The 18,261-nt window shown below is 40.9% G+C and carries 21 protein-coding genes; 8 read left to right on the forward strand and 13 right to left on the reverse strand.

All coding sequences use genetic code 11. The annotated features are described in order from the left end of the window. Nucleotides 1-18: 18 nt before the first annotated feature. The 5 genes from BK583_RS11995 to BK583_RS12015 all read right to left on the reverse strand — a co-directional run bounded on the left by BK583_RS11995 (nucleotide 19) and on the right by BK583_RS12015 (nucleotide 4,995). On the reverse strand, nucleotides 19-1,281 hold the full coding sequence (locus BK583_RS11995) for an extracellular solute-binding protein (RefSeq protein WP_055735923.1): 1,263 nt from the start codon (nucleotides 1,279-1,281) through the stop codon (nucleotides 19-21). Nucleotides 1,282-1,354: 73 nt separating this feature from the next. Beyond that, nucleotides 1,355-2,866 carry an arabinosylfuranosidase ArfA gene (gene arfA, locus BK583_RS12000; protein ID WP_055735924.1) on the reverse strand — a complete coding sequence of 504 codons (1,512 nt, stop codon included), beginning with the start codon at nucleotides 2,864-2,866 and terminating at the stop codon, nucleotides 1,355-1,357. A gap of 266 nt (nucleotides 2,867-3,132) precedes the next feature. Continuing rightward, complete coding sequence (locus tag BK583_RS12005; protein ID WP_055735925.1) at nucleotides 3,133-3,534, reverse strand: hypothetical protein; 402 nt, start codon at nucleotides 3,532-3,534, stop codon at nucleotides 3,133-3,135. Further along, the gene (locus BK583_RS12010; protein ID WP_038479336.1) at nucleotides 3,527-3,835 is read right to left on the reverse strand and encodes an antibiotic biosynthesis monooxygenase family protein; all 309 of its coding nucleotides are present in this window, start codon (nucleotides 3,833-3,835) and stop codon (nucleotides 3,527-3,529) included. Before BK583_RS12010 ends, BK583_RS12005 begins: the two co-directional genes overlap by 8 nt. Nucleotides 3,836-3,849: 14 nt before the next feature. Then, entirely contained in the window at nucleotides 3,850-4,995 is a 1,146-nt protein-coding gene (locus BK583_RS12015; RefSeq protein WP_038479333.1) for an acyl-CoA dehydrogenase family protein, read from the reverse strand. Nucleotides 4,996-5,129: 134 nt separating this feature from the next. Here BK583_RS12015 and BK583_RS12020 point away from each other — a divergent pair, with 134 nt between their 5' ends. Continuing rightward, the gene (locus BK583_RS12020; RefSeq protein ID WP_038479331.1) at nucleotides 5,130-5,537 is read left to right on the forward strand and encodes a DUF2188 domain-containing protein; all 408 of its coding nucleotides are present in this window, start codon (nucleotides 5,130-5,132) and stop codon (nucleotides 5,535-5,537) included. On the opposite strand, the gene BK583_RS12025 is transcribed toward BK583_RS12020, so the two are convergent. Next, entirely contained in the window at nucleotides 5,531-6,280 is a 750-nt protein-coding gene (locus BK583_RS12025) for a S1 family peptidase (RefSeq protein ID WP_055735926.1), read from the reverse strand. The genes BK583_RS12020 and BK583_RS12025 overlap by 7 nt on opposite strands. Then, on the reverse strand, nucleotides 6,273-7,070 hold the full coding sequence (ytvA, locus tag BK583_RS12030) for a YtvA family blue-light photoreceptor (protein WP_038479326.1): 798 nt from the start codon (nucleotides 7,068-7,070) through the stop codon (nucleotides 6,273-6,275). The genes BK583_RS12025 and ytvA overlap by 8 nt, the downstream gene beginning before the upstream one ends. A 164-nt stretch (nucleotides 7,071-7,234) precedes the next feature. Between ytvA and BK583_RS12035 the strand changes: the two genes are divergently transcribed. The 5 genes from BK583_RS12035 (at nucleotide 7,235) to sda (ending at nucleotide 9,987) form a co-directional block, all read left to right on the forward strand. Then, on the forward strand, nucleotides 7,235-7,582 hold the full coding sequence (locus BK583_RS12035; protein ID WP_038479323.1) for a YojF family protein: 348 nt from the start codon (nucleotides 7,235-7,237) through the stop codon (nucleotides 7,580-7,582). A 22-nt stretch (nucleotides 7,583-7,604) separates the two neighbouring features. Further along, entirely contained in the window at nucleotides 7,605-8,288 is a 684-nt protein-coding gene (gene bshB2 / locus BK583_RS12040; RefSeq protein ID WP_055735927.1) for a bacillithiol biosynthesis deacetylase BshB2, read from the forward strand. Further along, on the forward strand, nucleotides 8,285-9,121 hold the full coding sequence (locus tag BK583_RS12045; RefSeq protein WP_055735928.1) for a 5'-3' exonuclease: 837 nt from the start codon (nucleotides 8,285-8,287) through the stop codon (nucleotides 9,119-9,121). Before bshB2 ends, BK583_RS12045 begins: the two co-directional genes overlap by 4 nt. A gap of 131 nt (nucleotides 9,122-9,252) precedes the next feature. Then, complete coding sequence (locus tag BK583_RS12050) at nucleotides 9,253-9,747, forward strand: hypothetical protein (protein ID WP_055735929.1); 495 nt, start codon at nucleotides 9,253-9,255, stop codon at nucleotides 9,745-9,747. 99 nt (nucleotides 9,748-9,846) lie between these two features. Beyond that, nucleotides 9,847-9,987 (forward strand): sporulation histidine kinase inhibitor Sda, encoded by a 141-nt coding sequence (sda, locus tag BK583_RS12055; protein WP_078440168.1) that lies wholly within the window; start codon nucleotides 9,847-9,849, stop codon nucleotides 9,985-9,987. Nucleotides 9,988-10,130: 143 nt separating this feature from the next. Here sda and BK583_RS12060 read toward each other — a convergent pair whose 3' ends face one another. The 3 genes from BK583_RS12060 to BK583_RS12070 form a co-directional block, all read right to left on the reverse strand. Further along, nucleotides 10,131-10,352, reverse strand: coding sequence for a hypothetical protein (locus BK583_RS12060; protein WP_038479314.1), 222 nt, complete (start codon nucleotides 10,350-10,352; stop codon nucleotides 10,131-10,133). Between the two features lie 336 nt (nucleotides 10,353-10,688). Continuing rightward, on the reverse strand, nucleotides 10,689-11,012 hold the full coding sequence (gene ytxJ / locus BK583_RS12065; RefSeq protein ID WP_055735930.1) for a bacillithiol system redox-active protein YtxJ: 324 nt from the start codon (nucleotides 11,010-11,012) through the stop codon (nucleotides 10,689-10,691). A 69-nt stretch (nucleotides 11,013-11,081) separates the two neighbouring features. Then, on the reverse strand, nucleotides 11,082-12,191 hold the full coding sequence (locus BK583_RS12070; RefSeq protein ID WP_236702382.1) for a PQQ-dependent sugar dehydrogenase: 1,110 nt from the start codon (nucleotides 12,189-12,191) through the stop codon (nucleotides 11,082-11,084). Between the two features lie 109 nt (nucleotides 12,192-12,300). Between BK583_RS12070 and BK583_RS12075 the strand changes: the two genes are divergently transcribed. Together BK583_RS12075 and BK583_RS12080 are read left to right on the forward strand one after the other, a co-directional pair. Next, nucleotides 12,301-13,125: an aldo/keto reductase gene (locus tag BK583_RS12075; RefSeq protein WP_055735932.1), complete on the forward strand. Its 825-nt coding sequence runs from the start codon at nucleotides 12,301-12,303 to the stop codon at nucleotides 13,123-13,125. 177 nt (nucleotides 13,126-13,302) lie between these two features. Next, entirely contained in the window at nucleotides 13,303-14,892 is a 1,590-nt protein-coding gene (locus BK583_RS12080; protein ID WP_055735933.1) for an ABC-F family ATP-binding cassette domain-containing protein, read from the forward strand. A 37-nt stretch (nucleotides 14,893-14,929) separates the two neighbouring features. Here the strand turns inward: BK583_RS12080 and BK583_RS12085 are convergent, their stop codons facing one another. The 3 genes from BK583_RS12085 to prpB all read right to left on the reverse strand — a co-directional run bounded on the left by BK583_RS12085 (nucleotide 14,930) and on the right by prpB (nucleotide 18,260). Next, nucleotides 14,930-16,387 (reverse strand): CoA-acylating methylmalonate-semialdehyde dehydrogenase, encoded by a 1,458-nt coding sequence (locus BK583_RS12085; protein WP_055735934.1) that lies wholly within the window; start codon nucleotides 16,385-16,387, stop codon nucleotides 14,930-14,932. Continuing rightward, entirely contained in the window at nucleotides 16,384-17,289 is a 906-nt protein-coding gene (locus BK583_RS12090; RefSeq protein ID WP_269083166.1) for an NAD(P)-dependent oxidoreductase, read from the reverse strand. The genes BK583_RS12085 and BK583_RS12090 overlap by 4 nt, the downstream gene beginning before the upstream one ends. A gap of 62 nt (nucleotides 17,290-17,351) precedes the next feature. Continuing rightward, nucleotides 17,352-18,260 (reverse strand): methylisocitrate lyase, encoded by a 909-nt coding sequence (prpB, locus tag BK583_RS12095; protein WP_055735936.1) that lies wholly within the window; start codon nucleotides 18,258-18,260, stop codon nucleotides 17,352-17,354. Nucleotide 18,261 lies beyond the last annotated feature (1 nt).

The raw sequence follows: 18,261 nt of genomic DNA on the forward strand, positions 1-18,261 counted from the left end.
GCGGGTACTTGCTACAGCTTATTGTCTTGTCGTCACAGCAAGAGCCTTTAGCATTTGATCAATTCCAGCTTCTGGCGTAAGGCGATTGCTCATAATCTCATCTAGCGCACGAATCATGTCCGTTTCAGCAGGATTTTGATAAATGGTTTTGTTTGTAAACACAACCTTTGATGCGACCTCGGCATAATCTGCACGGAACGGCTGGTCTTGGAATTCAGGTGACTCTACCACATCGGTTCGAGCAGGTATATGACCTGCCTTCGCCCACTCAGCCCCTTCATCGCTAACGAACGCAATAAACTCAGCAATCGCTTCTTTTCGCTCAGAAGATTGTTCTTCTTTAATCGGAACAATCAAGGTATGTGCGTCACCTTGGGCAGCTTCAACATCAAATGATTGCGGAATCGGCATCGCCGTAAAATTTAGATCGGCAGCTTCCCAGATGCCCGTTGCCCATACACCAGTCATCATTCCAACGGCGTTTCCAGCCTGAAAGGTTTCATAGAAATCACCAATATGCATCGGGATAACATCTCCGAAGAAATTATGAATGTATTCCGCAGCTTGAATCGCTATGTCTCGATCTAACGTAATTTCCGGTTCACGCAAATCATCTGAGAAGATTGGTGTTCCCCCCATTTGGAAGTAGACTGTCCACCACCATCGATACGTATCAACACCACCTGTAGATATGGCTAGTGGCGTCTTATCAGGCAGCGCTTCTTTTGCTGCTGCAAAATAATCCGTTAACCCCGTCGGAGTCGAATCGATCTCCGGCAGTCCTTGCTCATTTAGCAAGCCCGCTTCTTCTGCTAGATCCGTGTTGATATAGAGTATAAACGGGTGCGTATCAATTGGAACAGCATAGAGTTCATCCTCTACTTCAACGGCATCACGAATATTTTCAGGGAATCGATTAAAATCTAACCCAGCTCCCGTCATCATATCCTCAACCGGCTGCAACAGTCCTTGATTCATTAACTGTGGCAAGGAAGCCGCATGGGAAATGCCAATATCCGGTCCACGATCAGCTGCTACGCTCGTCACAATCTTGGTGTAATAGTCATCCCAATCCTGTAAGATGATGTCAACATAGACTTCATCTTGACTGCTGTTATACTCGTCAACAATCGCTTCCATGTAGGACAAATCCCCGCCTGACAGGAACACCCAATAATCCAGCTTCATTCTTCCATCTGCCATTGTGTCTGCTGAGCGTGTACACCCGCTCAACAGGACAACCGCACATGCTGCACCGATCCAGTACTTGGAATGCTTCATTGAAACGACCTCTTTTCTTCATCATTTAAAAAAGATAGCGCTTACAATTAAAGAAATGCGAACGAGCTGCTACTTATGACCTTTTTTCTAGACGTATCACATGCCACGAAGCAGAAGAGAAATGAGCGGTGACCTTGCCTTGATCAACTTTAGCGTTTCCGTTCGTATGAGGCTTCACTCGATCATCATCTTTCGTATTGACTGCTTTTACATCATTGTTTTCAAGTACAATATGCTCTTTAATCTGATAGGATTCAAATCCGCGAATATCAATCGTCACAGTTAGAGCATCCTCTAACTGGCGGTTCAAGCCAAAAATGGTTAGTTGGTCACTCTCTTCGTTATACACAACGGCTGTATCAAGCTGCGGAACATCCGTATACGCTTTTGTATCATAATATGGCGTCTTCACAACTGGCTGAAGGGAAACACCTCTGCCAAATACAGATACATGCATGTATGGATAAAAAATGGTTTGACGCCATGCCGGTCCGCCGTTTTCTGTCATAATGGGCGCGATAACATTGACGAGCTGAGCCAAGCAAGCCATTTTGACTCGATCTGCCCGTTTTAAAAAGCTCATTAACATTGAACCTACTAACAATGCGTCTTCAAAATTGTAGACATCTTCCAACTGTGGCGGAGCGACTGACCAAGGTTCCATTTTGCTGTCTGCCTCACGTGAATGGTACCAAACATTCCATTCATCAAAGCTGAGATACATTGTTTTTTTGCTACGCTTCTTCGCTTTTATATAGTCACATGTAGCAATAACCGTTTCAATAAAGCGATCCATTTCCAGGGTTTTTGCTAGGTAACTGGCGGAATCGTCAGTTGGATTACCATAATATTGATGTAAAGAAATATAGTCGACTTCTTCGTACGTATGTGCAAGGGTTGTTGCTTCCCACTCCGGGAACGTTGGCATATCGACATTTGAGCTACCACATGCAACCAATTCAATTGACGGATCAACCAGTCTCATTGCCTTTGCTGTTTCATTTGCGAGCCTACCATACTCTTCTGCTGTTTTATGACCAATTTGCCAAGGTCCATCCATTTCGTTTCCTAAACACCATGTTTTAATTGCGTGAGGTTGCTTGTATCCATGACTTATACGGAGATCACTGTAATAACTTCCTTCAGGATGATTGCAATATTCAAGCAAATTACGTGCGGCATCAACGCCTCGTGTTCCAAGATTTACAGCCATCATAACCTCAGCATTAGCTTGCTTTGCCCACGTGGCGAATTCATTCGTACCTACATAATTCGGCTCAAGCACACGCCAGGCAAGCTCCAGCTTTTTTGGTCGATTTTCAAGTGGTCCAACACCGTCTTCCCAGTTGTAGCCTGAAACCATATTTCCACCTGGATACCTGACAATCGGTACATTTAATTCTTTTACTAAATCCAATACATCCTGGCGAAAGCCTTCTTTCGTTGCAGAGGCATGATCAGGCTCATAAACACCTCCGTATACAGCACGACCTAAATGTTCAATAAATGAGCCATAAATCCTTGGATCAATCTTCCCTACAACAAATGAAGGATCGATTGTCATGTTGGCTTTTTTTGTTCCCATATGCACACTCCTTATAGTTAACTTTTTTGTTAATTAAGAATAGATACATTACTTATAGAGGATTATACTTCGGTGTGATTATTCAGTCAACTCATTCATGTTTAATTTTTCGAACTATTCTATCTCTATAAACCAAAAAAAGCATGCCCGTATAGAGCACGCCAATTACCAAGAATACTTTATTTCTTTTTAAAAAAGCTCGTTTCGTTGCGAAACACACCTAGTCCATTTTCTATTGCACTGCGTTCCGTTTGTTGTTGCTTTGCTTACTCTTGAAAAGGAACTCGTTCCTTTTTACCGTATTCATCAGTCGCTTTTAAGGCTTGAACTGCGGCTGAAATATAGTTAGTGAACTGTTGCTCTTTATCTTGACCTAGTTGCTTTTCTATAGCAGCTGGAATCCGCTCAAAATTATCTATGAGTAAGTACGTCGTCATGCCGTGTTTGGTTAAAATACCATTTAACCATCTAGCATAATCAATAAACACTTGCGCATCACGAATCGCATACGCTGCTTCTAAATGACGAAAATGATGTTCATTGTCTTCAAGCGTATGCTTCCATCCCTTTTCACCATAGCGCTCCACTAAGCTTGGAAAATCATCATAAATAGATTGTGCAATCGTTTGAACGATCGGCTCATAATAGTGAGGCAGGCGCTCATTCATTGATAATCACCTCAAACTGACGCACTGTTGGAACAATGCTAGCTAGCTCTTGATCTGGGTATTTCTTTTCCAAATCATGAATATCTTTAAACTCTTGACTCCGCACCCATTGAAGATAATCTTCTTTCGTTTCAAATTGCAGCTCTACCGTTAGCTCTCCTTGTCGCTTATGATGCTGTAGCAGACGGAAGGAAACAAACCCCTTAGCAGTATCCACTTTTCTAGAACGATTGCGGTAGATAGCAATGACTTCATCTGCCTTATTATCTGGTGCTTTGAAAGTAGAATGAACAACGTACATGTTAAATTCTCCTTTTACTCATTTAATAATGTCTTTGCAGCAAACTCAATTGTTTGATCGTCCATTGGTGGATTGTGTAAGCCAGCACGAACATTGCGATAGTACCTTGAAAGCGGTGAGGCATGGGCTAAACTTTGTGCGCCAACTACTTTCATCGAAAGATCTACCATGTTAATCGCATGTTGAACAACACTTTTCTTCGTCATCATAAAAGGCAAACGCATCGTTTTTCGTTCGTCTTTAGATGCTTCATCCCACTGCTTTGAAACACCATAGAGAATGCTTTGACTTTGTTGGTAAAGTAGCATTGCTTCACCTAATCGTTGGCGAACAGTTGGAATCGTCGCAATTGGCTTCCCTATACTATTTGGTGCATACGTACGTGCGTACGTAGCAGCCTCTTGAATGGCTGCGTAACCAATGCCTAGGTAGCATGCCGGAATGTGCAACAGCCATGCTTGGGGCAACTCCTGCCGCATTTGGACTTTTAAAAGCGCATCTTCTCGCACCTTCACACGATCCAATACTAAATCGTGACTTCCTGTTGAGCCCATTGCCATCATATCCCAAGTTGGATTGACTCTTACACCCTCTGTGCCTTTTTCTATGAGAAATAACCCTGTTGTTCCATCCTCTTCGATGGTTGCAAGTACAAGATAATAATCCAGATGCTCAGCAAGTGTGTAGAACGTTTTTTCACCATTGATCATCCAGCCTTCAGTCGTTTTCTTAGCTGATGTTTGAAAAACGCCGCCTCTCGTTGGGCTTCCTGTAGCTTTTTCAGTTGCGGCAGTATTTAATAGCATGCCCTTGTTCACAACAGCTTTAAGAACGTGCAGACGATGGCTTTTCGGCCAGCTTTTTTCTTGCGCTTCTTGATACATCGTTCCCATATGCCAGCCTATGCTTAGGGCCGTCGGACCATCTTCTCTAGCAATCAGCTCTTGGAGACGAAGCCATTCCGATAGCGGTACTTCTAAGCCACCAAATTCTCTCTCTACCGCTAAAGCAGCATAGCCAGAGTCTCGCAAAACTTGTATGTTTTCAATCGGTACCGTTTGCGTTCGATCATGCTGCGCACCTATTTTATGAAACGGTTTTATCAGCTTTAACAATCGTCTCTCTCTTTCAACAGCTGACGTCGTGTTTAATAAATCCACTCCTGTACCCCCCTTTTCTACTCTATTAGCAACTTCGTTTTACAAACATCCATCTACTGTTAAGAAAAAAATGATCGAATGATGTTTGATCCTCTCCATCCTCGGCTATGATCACTAAAAGGAGTGTGAAGAAAATGCCTTGGGACATGAAACAATACCCATCTGCTTTTAAACAGTTAGAAGCACCTATTAAGAAAAAAGCAATCGAAATTGGAAATGCCATGCTAGACGACGGATATAAAGAGCATGACGCTATACCCATCGCAATTTCACAGGCAAAAAGCTGGTACGAGGATACACCGAAGAAAGATATTGAACAGTTTTACAAACACGGTCAAATGAAACCATCCAAAAACAGGGAAAAACAATCCTCTCCAACGTTAAATGAACGCAACCAGCTTGTTAAAGAACGAACGGATGGCTGGGCTGTACAAGCGGAAGGTGCACAAAAACCTAGCCACGTATATAAGACAAAAAAAGAAGCTGTTCAGCGTGCAAAAGAAATAGCTAAAAATAAAGGCACAGACGTTAAAGTTCAATGATCAAGAAATGGGAGGACTTGCTGAATTGGGATAGCAAGTCCTTCTCCATGAGTTCTCTCCTCTAAAGAGCGAGCATAAATGATACCAATGACTTCTCCTTCTTGAGAGAGAACTGGCGAACCGCTATGCCCAGGATAGACATCATTGGTTATCGACAATCGTTGGTAACTGCCTATTTCTTCAGACACGTGCCCTTCATTTGCAATAAAGGAGTGAGTCTGCGGATGACCGATGACAATCACCCGTTCATTTAAAAAGGATGTTGGTTCAGCAAGCCTTAACGGTTGAAACGATTCATTTTCAGCGTCAACACGAACGAGTGCGAGATCTTTTTCAGTGTCGTGTTTTATTGATTGTGCTGAATATCTTTTCCCATCTGCCGTCACAACCCATAAGGGACCTTGCTCGTCACTAACATGATGATTCGTTAACACCTCACCTTTTTCACTCACAAAAAAACCCGTTCCGTGACCTGAATTGGTTTCAACGACGACCACGCTGCTTTGCCAAGCTTCAATTGCTTCATCCTTAAATAGAGAATCGCTTTCTTGTATAAATTGCCAAGCGTTTAAAGAATAGTGTTCAAACAAAAAGGATACTGTTTGAACAAATAATGCTAAGGCGACTAACAAAGCCATTATTTGAAAGAAACGCCTTCTCCCTTTCTTTTCCTTTTTCGGTTCATCCTCTAAAAAATCACTTAACGGCGGCTCTTCATCATAGTTAAAAGAGTCGTTACTCAAATTGCTCAAACGCTTCTTTTAATATTTGCTTAACTGAGCTAGCTGTTTGAATGGTTTCCAATTGGTTTCCTCCTTTGAGAACCGATTGAATGGCCAGACCAGGCGCCATTCCACATAAAACAAGTTCAGCTCCAATAAGCTTTAAAACATCTCTCAATTGAAAAATTCCTTCAACAACAAATGCATCATAATGCGTTAGTCCAGATAGATCAATGACGAGTTTTTTTATGCCTAAGCGAACGGTTTCTTGTGTGACCGTATCAAACATTAGATCAAATCGTTCTTTATTCATCTCGCCGATAAGAGGAAGAACTGCTAATCCATCCAATAATGGTACAATAGGTGTTGAAATAGACTGAATCCGTTGTACGGAACGCTCATATTCTTTTTTAGCCATAACTTGTTCCGTAATATCCCTTTGCACACCTACAAAATAAAGCTTGTCTTGGTCTTCTATATAAACTGGATCAATCGTTAGTTCATTCCAGAATAACGTTCCGTCTTTCGTATAATTGGCTACTTCAATTAAGACTGGTTTTCTATCTTTAATCGCTTCACGCAGTAAATCAATCTTGTTACGATCAGTGTCTTCGCCTTGTAAGAAACGGCAGTTCGTTCCCAAAACTTCTTCTACTTCATAACCAGTCATTTTCGTAAAACCCTCACTTACATAGACAATAGGATTGTCCTCTAGATCTGGGTCTGTAATTAAAATCCCTACTCGTGTATAGTCTAAAACCTTTACTAATAGTTCCGCTTGTTTAGCAACCTCTTCCAACATGTTCTTCATGCCTCCTACAACGCATACGTTACCGCTAGTATACCATTTATCAATATGAAATTCTTTTTATAACATTTATTCAACACTTTTAAGTCACCTTCGTTGAAGCAAAAGCGTGATGGGATTATAATGAACGATAGCATGTCGCTGTTACTTTACTATGGAGGCTACTTATGGAACGAATAAATAAAGAAACCGTCCAACTGCATATAAACGAATTTGCAACACAAGAGGTTTACTTACATTTAGAAACAACAAATGGTGCTTACGCTTCTCACTTTGATGAATCTTTCTTCTCGGCGAGCGCCTATATTCGAAACGCAAAAATCACGTATGAAAATGGAAAAATTGCTGGTGATGGCCCCTATCGTGTTGGCTTAAAACTTGATATTGGCTGGGTTTATGGAGAAGGCTTAACTCATTTTGAACTCGATGACGAAGGTAGACTGTTGCTTGCTGGTCACGGACAAGACGGAAAGTTAGCTATCGCTATGGAGCTATCGAAAACCCCTTTCCGCTAAAATTCATTAGGAGTGAACTATTATGAACAAACAAAGTCATGTACTCGTTGTTTTTCCTCATCCTGATGATGAGGCATTCGGCGTTTCTGGAACAATTGCCAATTACATTCGCCATGACATCCCTGTCACTTATGCATGTCTTACATTAGGAGAGATGGGACGTAATTTAGGAAATCCGCCTTTTACTACAAGAGAATCACTGCCCGACATTCGGAAACAAGAATTGCAACAAGCCGCAATAGAGATGGGAATTTCTGATTTAAGAATGCTTGGTTATCGCGACAAAACGATTGAATTCGAAGCACCCGGTAAACTCAAACAAGATATTTTAGACTTGATAACAGAATTAAAGCCAACCCTTATCATTTCGTTTTACCCTGGCTATGCCGTTCATCCTGACCACGATGCTACTGGAGAGGCAGTAGTTGCGGCGTTGGAATCGTTGCCTGAGAAAGATCGACCAACATTCCATGCCATTGCCTTTTCAAATGGGCATGAGGAAGCGATTGGGAAACCGGATATTTTGAATGATGTTCGTCCCTACGCTCAAATAAAACTGGATACACTGCGTGCTCATGCCTCTCAGCTTGCTTGGACATTACCGAGCTTAGAGAAGGCCTACCACGAAGGGAACAAAGAAGCGGTAGAACGTTTAACCATTGAGCGATTCTGGACCTATCCACTTAAAGCGAGTCACTCTTCATGACAGAGAAATGCCTACTCATTATTGATGGCTTTAACTTACTTAGCCGAGCCTATTTTGCCACAAGTTACAATCGACCTGTCGAATCATTAGAAAAAAACGAAAACGGCATACCCGTTAATGGAATGAATGTCTTCTTAAGAAAGCTTCATTCATTACTAAGCCAATACAATGCTACTCATTGTGTTGTAACATGGGATATTCCGCGAGAAGAAACCTTTAGGCGTCAACTCTATCCACCTTATAAACAAACGAGAAATGAATTACCAGAACCGCTCATTCAGCAATATGAATTAGTAAAGAAAGAGTTGGATTCCTTATCCATTGCACAATTAACACTTTCACCGTATGAGGCAGACGACTTAATGGGAAGTATTAGTAAAAAATGGACAGAGGAAACCCCCCAAGCACCTGCTTATATTTATTCAAATGATAAAGACTTGTTTCAACTAATTGATAAGCAAGTATCTCAAATCATTGCTGCTAAAAAACAAGACATTGTAATGGATTATGAACGATTTATCCAAACATACGAAGTGAAACCTGAACAATGGGTTGATGTTAAAGCCTTGCTTGGTGATTCAAGTGATAATATACCCGGATGCCCTGGTGTAGGTGAAAAAACCGCTTTGCCTCTTATCCAAGCATACACCACACTTGAACTGTTGTTTCATCAACTAGATGATCTCGACCCCCGTTTTAATCGTGTGAAAAAGAAGCTAGCTACAGGCAAAGAAATGACACTGTTATCAAAAGAGCTTTCAGCCATTAAATGCGACATCGAGTCGTTACCAGCCATTTCTTCATTCGAGCGTTCTCAAGTTAGTCTTCTATAAAGCACTTACAATCAATGCTTGCACGTTGTGCTCAGCATTGATTTTTTTCTTCTATTCATTTCCATTGCAAATTACGTTCGCTTCTTCTATAATGGATCACGGATTTCCTAAGGACGAGAAGGAGTGTTTAGATGTCAGTCTCTACTCTACCAAAGGCAGATAAACGAGATATTCAATTAATTCGTATGCAACAACAGGTGAAAGAAATTGCAAAAGAAGACAAGAAGGAAGTTATAGGCATTGAGCAAATAGATGAAGAAGAATGGGTCATTGTCTCAAAGTCTTATTACAATGATGCGTTTCAAGTGATGATCAATGATTGCAGTCAACCTTACGACGGTAAATGGGATTTCGTTTTAGAAGCCGAATACAAAAAGGCCAATACGCTTTTTATTGATGATATAAAAGGAGAGCCATGCAGAGGTTATGGCTCTATCTGTATGCATTATCTCAAAGAGATTGCGTGGAAAGAAAACTGTGATATACAAGGACATATTGTTCAACGCGACTGGGATCACGTTGACCGACTTACTCACTTCTATAAAAAACATTCTTTCTCTATTACGCTTAATAAAGAGGAAAAAAACGGAAAAATTCAATGGTGCGGTGACGAACCTAGTTTTTAAGTAAACTAGGTTTTTGTCGTATTTTTTTTGTTTATATCTATTTTTATATGGGTACGGGAACGTTATAGAAACGATTTATATGTAGAAGGAGCGTTATGAATGATTGAACAATTGTCTGATTCCGTATTACTAGAAGCGTATAACAAAGCAAAACAAATTCAATTAGAAGAAGATTTTCTTGCTATTTTAGAAAAAGAGTTAGTGAGACGCGACATACATATAAATAAATCAACTATGTAATTCTACTCATAAACCTCTCTTATTTTCCACATTATAATCCTACAGACATGTTTAGATAGTTTATCTTAAGCACATAGCTAAGCCAAATGGGCGGTAAATCCACAACCGCCCATTCAGTATAGTAGTGAAAATCTTCTTACTCTCTATTCCTCTTCCTCTTCATCAAGTCTTGCTTCAATGGCTGCTACACGCGCACTTAACTCAATAACATAAATCACTAGAAAAGAAAAAGCAGCTACACCTAGCCACGATAAAAAATAAGCACTTCCCAATCCAGAAAGCAGCGAGAACACTGCTCCAAATACGCTTGTTAAACCGACTAAGATTGATACAAACAAGCTTATCGCATAAACTGCTAGATTCACAGAATCACCTCCATGCTTCTACGTTATGCAATGCCCGCATGACATTCTTGTTTGTTTGCCTGAAGGCTATAAAAATAGAGTAATGTACTAGTTGCTTTTTATTAATAGAGAAGCCTTCTTCTTTTAGGCATTTCACGTATAAACAATAGATACGTTGAGAATAGTAATCGTATGAGGTGATGATAGTGACTTGGTTTGAAATCATACAGCGTAGCGCATCCATTCTCGTTATACTACTTGTTTTATTTACTTATCGCTGCATTTTTAAGCAAGATCAACAAGCAAAACAAAAAAACGAACGATAGCGCAAGCGCAGAATCGTTCGTTTTCGTTTAATCAGACTTGTTCTGCAATCGCCTTGTTCTTAATGTTCCAGTGAGATTCAGTCCAATGAACTTGGCCATTTTTTAATACAAACAGCTGAGGAGATTTATGAACGGTGTCTAAATCCTCCGCAATTTGGTTTGAAACAGGTCGTGATTCAATTACTTTTACAAACGCCGTTGCATAAGTAGGGTTATCGCTTGTAAACGCTTGAAATTCCTCAAACGCCTCTGCACTGACAGGACACTGTGTGCTATGTTTAAAAACTAATACGGTTTGTTCAGTAGCTTTCTCTTTAAACGTTTCCCACTCTTGAACGGTTTTTAATTCTTCCATTATTGTCACCTCATTTATTCTTCTCATTCCTAGTGTAACATATGCGCTCAAAACGATTTAAGCCAATTCTTAATTTAATTCCATGTGAATGAGACGATCATCTTCACTTTCTGGATTTCCTCTACCGTCAGTATTATTCGTGATAAAATAAAGATCGTTTCCTTCAATCATCACATCTCGAACACGACCATAATCTGATACATATTCTGTCCATTCTGTTGGTTCTTCAGGGTTAAACAAATAAACAGCTTCCCCTCTCAAACCTGCCGTATAAATCACGTCTTCATCTGTTGTGATTCCTGAAGGCGCCCACGTATCTTGGCCAGAATGGATAATAGGTGTCTCCATTCCTTCTTCTTCTTCATCGCCTTCAATCACAGGCCAACCGTAATTATTGCCGGCTTCAATAACGTTAAGTTCATCATGACCCGAAGCTCCGTGTTCCGAACTATACATTGTCCCATCCTGTAACCATGTTAGCCCTTGCGGATTTCGATGGCCATATGAATAGACAAGTGAACCATCAAACGGATTGTCTTCAGGAATAGCACCATCTAACTCCATACGTAAAATAGACCCTGCCAAGCTCTCTTGATCCTGTGCCAAGTCTACTTCTTCCGCATCACCTGTTGTGGCATATAAATATCCATCTGGTCCAATCGCTAGCCTACCTCCATTATGCGTTGGGGCACCAGGAATCCCGTCTAACAAAACCGCGTTTTCTGTCCACTCATCTTCAGCTTCATTCCATTCCAGTCGCACAATTCGATTCTCAATCGCTGTGCCAGCACCTTCATAAGAATGATACGCATACGCGTAGCCATTCGAGGTAAAATCGGGATCTAACACCATACCAAGTAAACCAGACTCCGCTTCCTGAATAACCTCTTCATTTAGTTGTACCGTTTCTTCGGTAATCTCTTCATTCTCGTCTATTCGATAAATGGTTCCTTCTCGCTTAGGAATAAAGAAACGACTTTCATCCTTTACGATGGTCCATGGACTTTGAAGATTCTCTGCCATAACCGTCTCTTCTACTTCTACGACGCTTTCAGTCCTATCGTTATCGTCTGAGGCATCACCTGTTATATCAGTCATTTCTTCATCGTCTACCGTATTACAAGCCACTAAGAGAAAACTTCCTCCAAGTGTCATCATGATCTTCTTCAATTGAGACACCTCCATCCATTCTACCCTTTGTATAAACGATTTTCACTTTGTTAAAACCTTCTGCTTTTCCATAAGCCTTCATTTAGCGTATAATCAAGTTGAAAAAGGAGTGATAAAAATGAAAATGGTTACATTAAACAATGGCGTCGGAATGCCGCAACTTGGATTTGGTGTATGGAAAGTGAAAGATGAAGAGGCACAACCAGCCGTTTCAAAAGCACTAGAAACCGGCTATACATCAATTGATACTGCAATGATTTATCAAAATGAAGCAGGCGTGGGAAAAGCCATTGCAGAGTCGACTATTGACCGAGAAAAACTCTTTATCACAACAAAAGTATGGAATTCCGATCAAGGGTATGACCAAACACTTGCTGCTTTTGAAACGAGCATAAAGAAGCTTGGTCTTGATTACGTAGACTTGTATTTAGTCCACTGGCCAACACCCGACTTTGATCAATACATTGATACGTACAAAGCATTAGAAAAACTATACAAAGATGGTCGCGTTCGTGCCATCGGTGTCTGTAATTTTCATATTGAGCATTTAGAGCGCTTGTTAAATGAATGTGATGTTCCTCCAGTGCTGAACCAAGTTGAATGTCATCCATACCTAGCTCAAAATGAGCTCAGAGCTTTTTGTGAAAAGCACAATATTTATTTGGAAGCTTGGAGCCCTCTTGACCAAGGACAAGAGCTCTTGCAGGATGACGTAATTGTACAGATAGCGGAAGCACATCAAAAAACACCTGCTCAAGTCGTTTTAAGATGGCACCTTCAACGTGAAACCATTGTCATTCCAAAGTCCGTCACACCAAGTCGAATTGAAGAGAATTTCAATGTATTCGATTTTGAGCTCACTGATGAACAAATGAACGCAATCAATCAGCTTGACCGAAACCAACGTCGAGGCGCAGATCCGAACGAGATGCATGCTCGCTAATGAAACAGACGCTCGTTAACGCAGAATGCGGACGAGCGTTTTTTTTGTTGTAAGCAAGGAAAAACCTAATTTGGCGAAAGAATTTATCTTTTGCCGTTTACACCTCTACACTTTGGAGGTAAACTAGAGAGTGGATTAAAAATCGAACATTTGTTACGACTCTTAGGAGGTTACACGATGATTACTGTTTCTAACGTCGGTTTACAGTTCGGCGGACGTAAACTATTTGAAGACGTAAATATACAATTTAACCCTGGAAACTGCTACGGCTTAATTGGCGCAAATGGTGCTGGTAAATCGACTTTTCTAAAAATCCTATCTGGAGAGATTGATTCGCAGCAAGGTCATGTTTCAATGAAACCAGGATCCCGTATGGCTGTATTAAAGCAAAATCACTTTGAATATGAAAATGAGCAAGTACTGCAAACAGTTATTATGGGTCACGCTCGTCTCTACCAAGTTATGCAAGAAAAAGACGCAATTTATATGAAAGAAGATTTCTCTGATGAAGACGGCATGAAAGCAGCCGAACTTGAAGGAGAATTTGCTGAACTAAACGGTTGGGAAGCAGAATCGGATGCTGCTGTTCTTTTAAAAGGGCTCGGTATTGGTGAAGACGCTCATTATAAAACACTTGCAGAACTATCTGAGTCAGAAAAAGTAAAAGTGTTGCTTTCACAGGCACTATTTGGTCAACCTGACGTGCTTCTTCTAGACGAGCCAACAAACGGCCTCGACTTAAAAGCCATTCAATGGTTAGAAGACTTCTTAATTAACTTTGAAAATACGGTCATTGTTGTATCCCACGATCGTCATTTCTTAAATAATGTTTGTACTCACATTGCGGATCTTGATTTTGGAAAGATTCAGCTTTACGTTGGAAACTATGATTTCTGGTATGAGTCTAGTCAATTAGCATTAAAAATGGCACAAGATCAAAATAAGAAAAAAGAAGAAAAAATTAAAGAGCTTGAAAGTTTCGTTGCACGATTTAGTGCGAACGCATCGAAATCAAAGCAAGCCACTTCCCGTAAAAAACAATTAGAAAAGATTACACTTGATGACATTAAACCATCATCTCGTAAATACCCCTATATTCATTTCACCCCTGATCGTGAAATCGGGAATGATTTGTTGTTAGTTGAAGGTTTAACAAAAACCATTGATGGGGAAAAAGTGTTAAACAATGTTTCGTTCCGCATGAGCAAAGACGATAAAATTGCGTTAGTTGGTTCAAATGATCTTGCCAAAACAACGCTATTTAAAATTTTAACAGGCGAGTTAGAAGCCGATAGTGGCTCGTTCAAGTGGGGCATTACAACAAGTCAATCGTATTTCCCGAAAGACAACGCAGAATTTTTTGAAGGCTGTGACCTAAACCTTGTTGACTGGCTACGTCAATTCTCACCTGAAGACGACAGCGAATCGTTCCTACGCGGTTTCCTAGGACGGATGCTTTTCTCTGGTGAAGAAGTATTAAAGAATGCAAGTGTTCTTTCTGGTGGAGAGAAAGTTCGTTGCATGCTCTCAAAAATGATGTTAAGTGGTGCTAACGTTTTATTACTAGACGAACCAACGAACCACCTTGACCTCGAATCCATTACTGCACTGAATAATGGACTCATTAACTTCAAAGGTTCAATGATCTTTAGCTCACATGACCAACAGTTCATTCGTACGATCTCAAATCGAGTGATTGAGCTAACGCAGGAAGGCATGATTGATAAAGATTCTTATGAAGATTATTTAAAAGCAGCTGTTAAATAAAAAAGAGTGGTCGAAAATCGACCACTCTTTTTTTGTGTTAGTTAAACCAACGTTCCGTTACAACTTTTTTCCGCGTGTAAAATTGAATGCCGTCTTTGCCATTTGTCCCTAAATCACCGAAGAAAGATGCTTTATTTCCAGCGAATGAAAAGAATGCCATCGGTGCCGGTACATTTACATTGATACCAATCATGCCAGCATCAATTGAATTCCTAAAATACTGTGCCGCTCTACCACTTGATGTATACAGAACAGCACCATTTGCGAAACGAGATTGATTCGTTAGCGCAATCCCTTCGTCTAAATCCTTCACTCGAACCACACTTAAAACAGGCGCAAAAAGCTCTTCCTGCCAAATGGTCATATCTGGTGTGACGTTGTCAAATAGGGTTGCACCAAGATAATAACCATCCTCTTCAACGACTGGATCACGGCCATCAATAACAAGGTTCGCTCCTTCTTCTACACCTTTTTCAATGAAACGAACGACTCGATCTTTGTGACTCTGTCGAATGAGTGGTCCAACAAAATGTTCATCTTTACTACCGTTTCCAGCGGTTAATTTTTCGGTTTCACGTGTTAATATACTCATAAACTGATCCGCACACGACTCTTCAACTGCAACAACGGAACAAGCCATGCAACGTTCTCCGCTCGAAGCAAAAGCTGCGCCAATAACACCTTGTACGGTTTTTTCCATCTCACAATCCGCCAGAACCACAGCGTGATTTTTTGCCCCTGCTAATGCTTGGACTCGCTTTCCATTTGCTGTACCTGTTTGATAGACGTGTCTTGCAACAGGTTCTGAACCAACAAACGAAATGGCTTCCACATTTCTATGCTCAAGCAAACCATTAACGACGTCTTTTCCACCATGAATTAAATTTAAAACACCATTTGGCAAACCGGTCTCGTGCATGATTTCAACAAGTCGTTCAGCTAAAAGTGGCGTTCGCTCCGACGTTTTTAAAACAAACGTATTACCAGCAGCAATTGCTAATGGGAACATCCATAAGGGCACCATCATCGGAAAATTAAATGGCGTAATTCCAGCTACAACCCCTAATGGATAACGCCATATTGACCCGTCAATTCCACCTGCAATATTCGGAAGTGCATCCCCCATCATCATGGACGGTGTAGACGTTGCAAGCTCCACACATTCTATGCCCCGCTGTACTTCACCACGTGCATCTTTAATTGTCTTACCATTTTCTTTCGTTATAAGTTGAGCTAATTCTTCTCGATGTTCTTTTAATTTTTCTAAATAAACGAACATGTAACGTGCTCGTTCAGGAACTGGAACAACCTTCCACTCTTCATACGCACGCTTTGCCGCTACCACTGCATCATGAACATCTTCTACTGTTGAAAGAGGTACTGTCGCAATGGTTTCACCTGTCGCTGGATTCGGTACAGTCTCTTGCGTTGTTGCCCTTGAATCTACCCAACTACCATCAATCCAATTTTTTACCGTTTTCACTGTTGTCGTCATGCTTCTGACACCCCTTCTGCTTTAAAAGTGATCGTTTGATTTCCAACACGCTTAAACAGTACCGACATATCTTTCTCACCTAAGCCAGACTTTTCTGCATCCTCATATAAGTCTACAAGTGCCTGACTAATAGGTAACTCAAGACCGTGCTCTTTTGCTAAATCCATAGCAAAGCGTAAATCTTTATTTAAAAGTTTTAACGCAAAGCCAGGTTCGTAATTGTCGTCTACCATAAAAGATTTATAGTTTCGCTCATAAATACGACTTTGACCATACGAAACATTCAGAACATTAAAGAGGAAATCAAGGTTTAGACCACTTTTTTCCGCTAGTTTTAACGCTTCTGCCACTCCAGCTGTATAGAAGCCAATTAATAAATTGTTAATCAATTTTGCATTCGTACCACTATCGTATTGCTCGCTTATGTGGAAAATATTGCTTCCAAGGATCGCCAAATGACTGTGAACCTCTTCTAGCAATGCTTTTGGTCCACCAACCATAAATGTTAACGTACGATTCTCTGCACCAATAACGCCCCCACTAACTGGTGCTGCGAGAAAGGACACGTCTCGCTTTTCTGCTTCTTCACCAATTCGACGTTCAAGCTCTGGTGAAACGGTGCTCGTATCGACTAAGACAAGCCCAGTAGGTACTTTACGTATCAAACCATTTTCACCTAAATATACATTTTCACATGTTTCAGAAGAGGGTAAGCTTGTAAAAATTAATTCAGCGTAATCAACAACATCATCAACAGTCAAAGCGGCTTTTCCGCCATTCTTTTCAAGCGTTCGTAATGCGCTTTCATTTATATCATACCCTATTACGTCATACCCAGATTCTAGCAGATTAAGAGACATCGGTTTTCCCATATTTCCAAGACCAATAAATCCTATTTTCACTGTTAGCCCTCCTTTAGAGAAGAGCCTGCACTTTGGTAAAAGTACAGGCATGATGATGCTTTTTATTGATGTTTTGATAGCACCGTTTTTGCTACTGATTGATCTAGGTCTTCAAAATCTTGATAAGAGATGGTTTCGTAAAGCTCACTTCGTTTCTGCATATGGTCGAGGCTAGCTTTTTGTGTTCCATTCTCTAGTATATCTTGAAAAACACGCTCATATGCTTTTGCAGCAACCCGTAAAGACGTCACGGGATAGATCACCATATCATACCCCATATCTTCAAATTCAATGGCTTGGTAATACGGTGTTTTACCAAATTCGGTCATATTAGCAAGGAGTGGTGCTTCAATTGCACTCGCAAACGTTCTAAACTCTTCCTCGCCTTGAAGCGCTTCTGGAAAAATAGCATCTGCTCCAGCCTCTACATAAGCTTTGGCCCGGTCAATGGCTTCATCCAGTCCTTCTACGCCTCTTGCGTCAGTCCGCGCAACGAGCAAGAGTGACGGAGCTGCTTTTTTAAGTGCCGCAATCTTTTGCACCATTTCCTCTGTAGTAACAAGCTTCTTGCCGTTTAAATGACCACATTTTTTCGGCAAATCTTGATCCTCCATTTGTACTGCTGCAACACCCGCTTCGACCATTTCAACAGCTGTACGCGCTACATTTAGAACACCGCCAAATCCTGTGTCGATGTCAACTAAAATAGGTAGATTTGTAGCACGAATAATTTCTTTAGCCCGATCCGCTACTTCTTTTGAATTCACAATTCCAAGATCCGGCAACCCAAGACTTGCTGTAAAAGCAGCACCTGAAAGATAGAGGCTTGTAAAACCTGCTTGTTTCGCCATTAAACCTGCCATGGCGTCATGAGCGCCGGGAATTTGCAAAATCCCTTTTTCCTTTACTTGCTTAAGAAACTGTTGTGCCAGTTCTTTTTGTGACAATGGTTGATCAACAATCCAAGGCATC

This window comes from Shouchella oshimensis (assembly GCF_002019765.1).
Taxonomy (GTDB): Bacteria; Bacillota; Bacilli; order Bacillales; family Bacillaceae_D; genus Shouchella; species Shouchella oshimensis.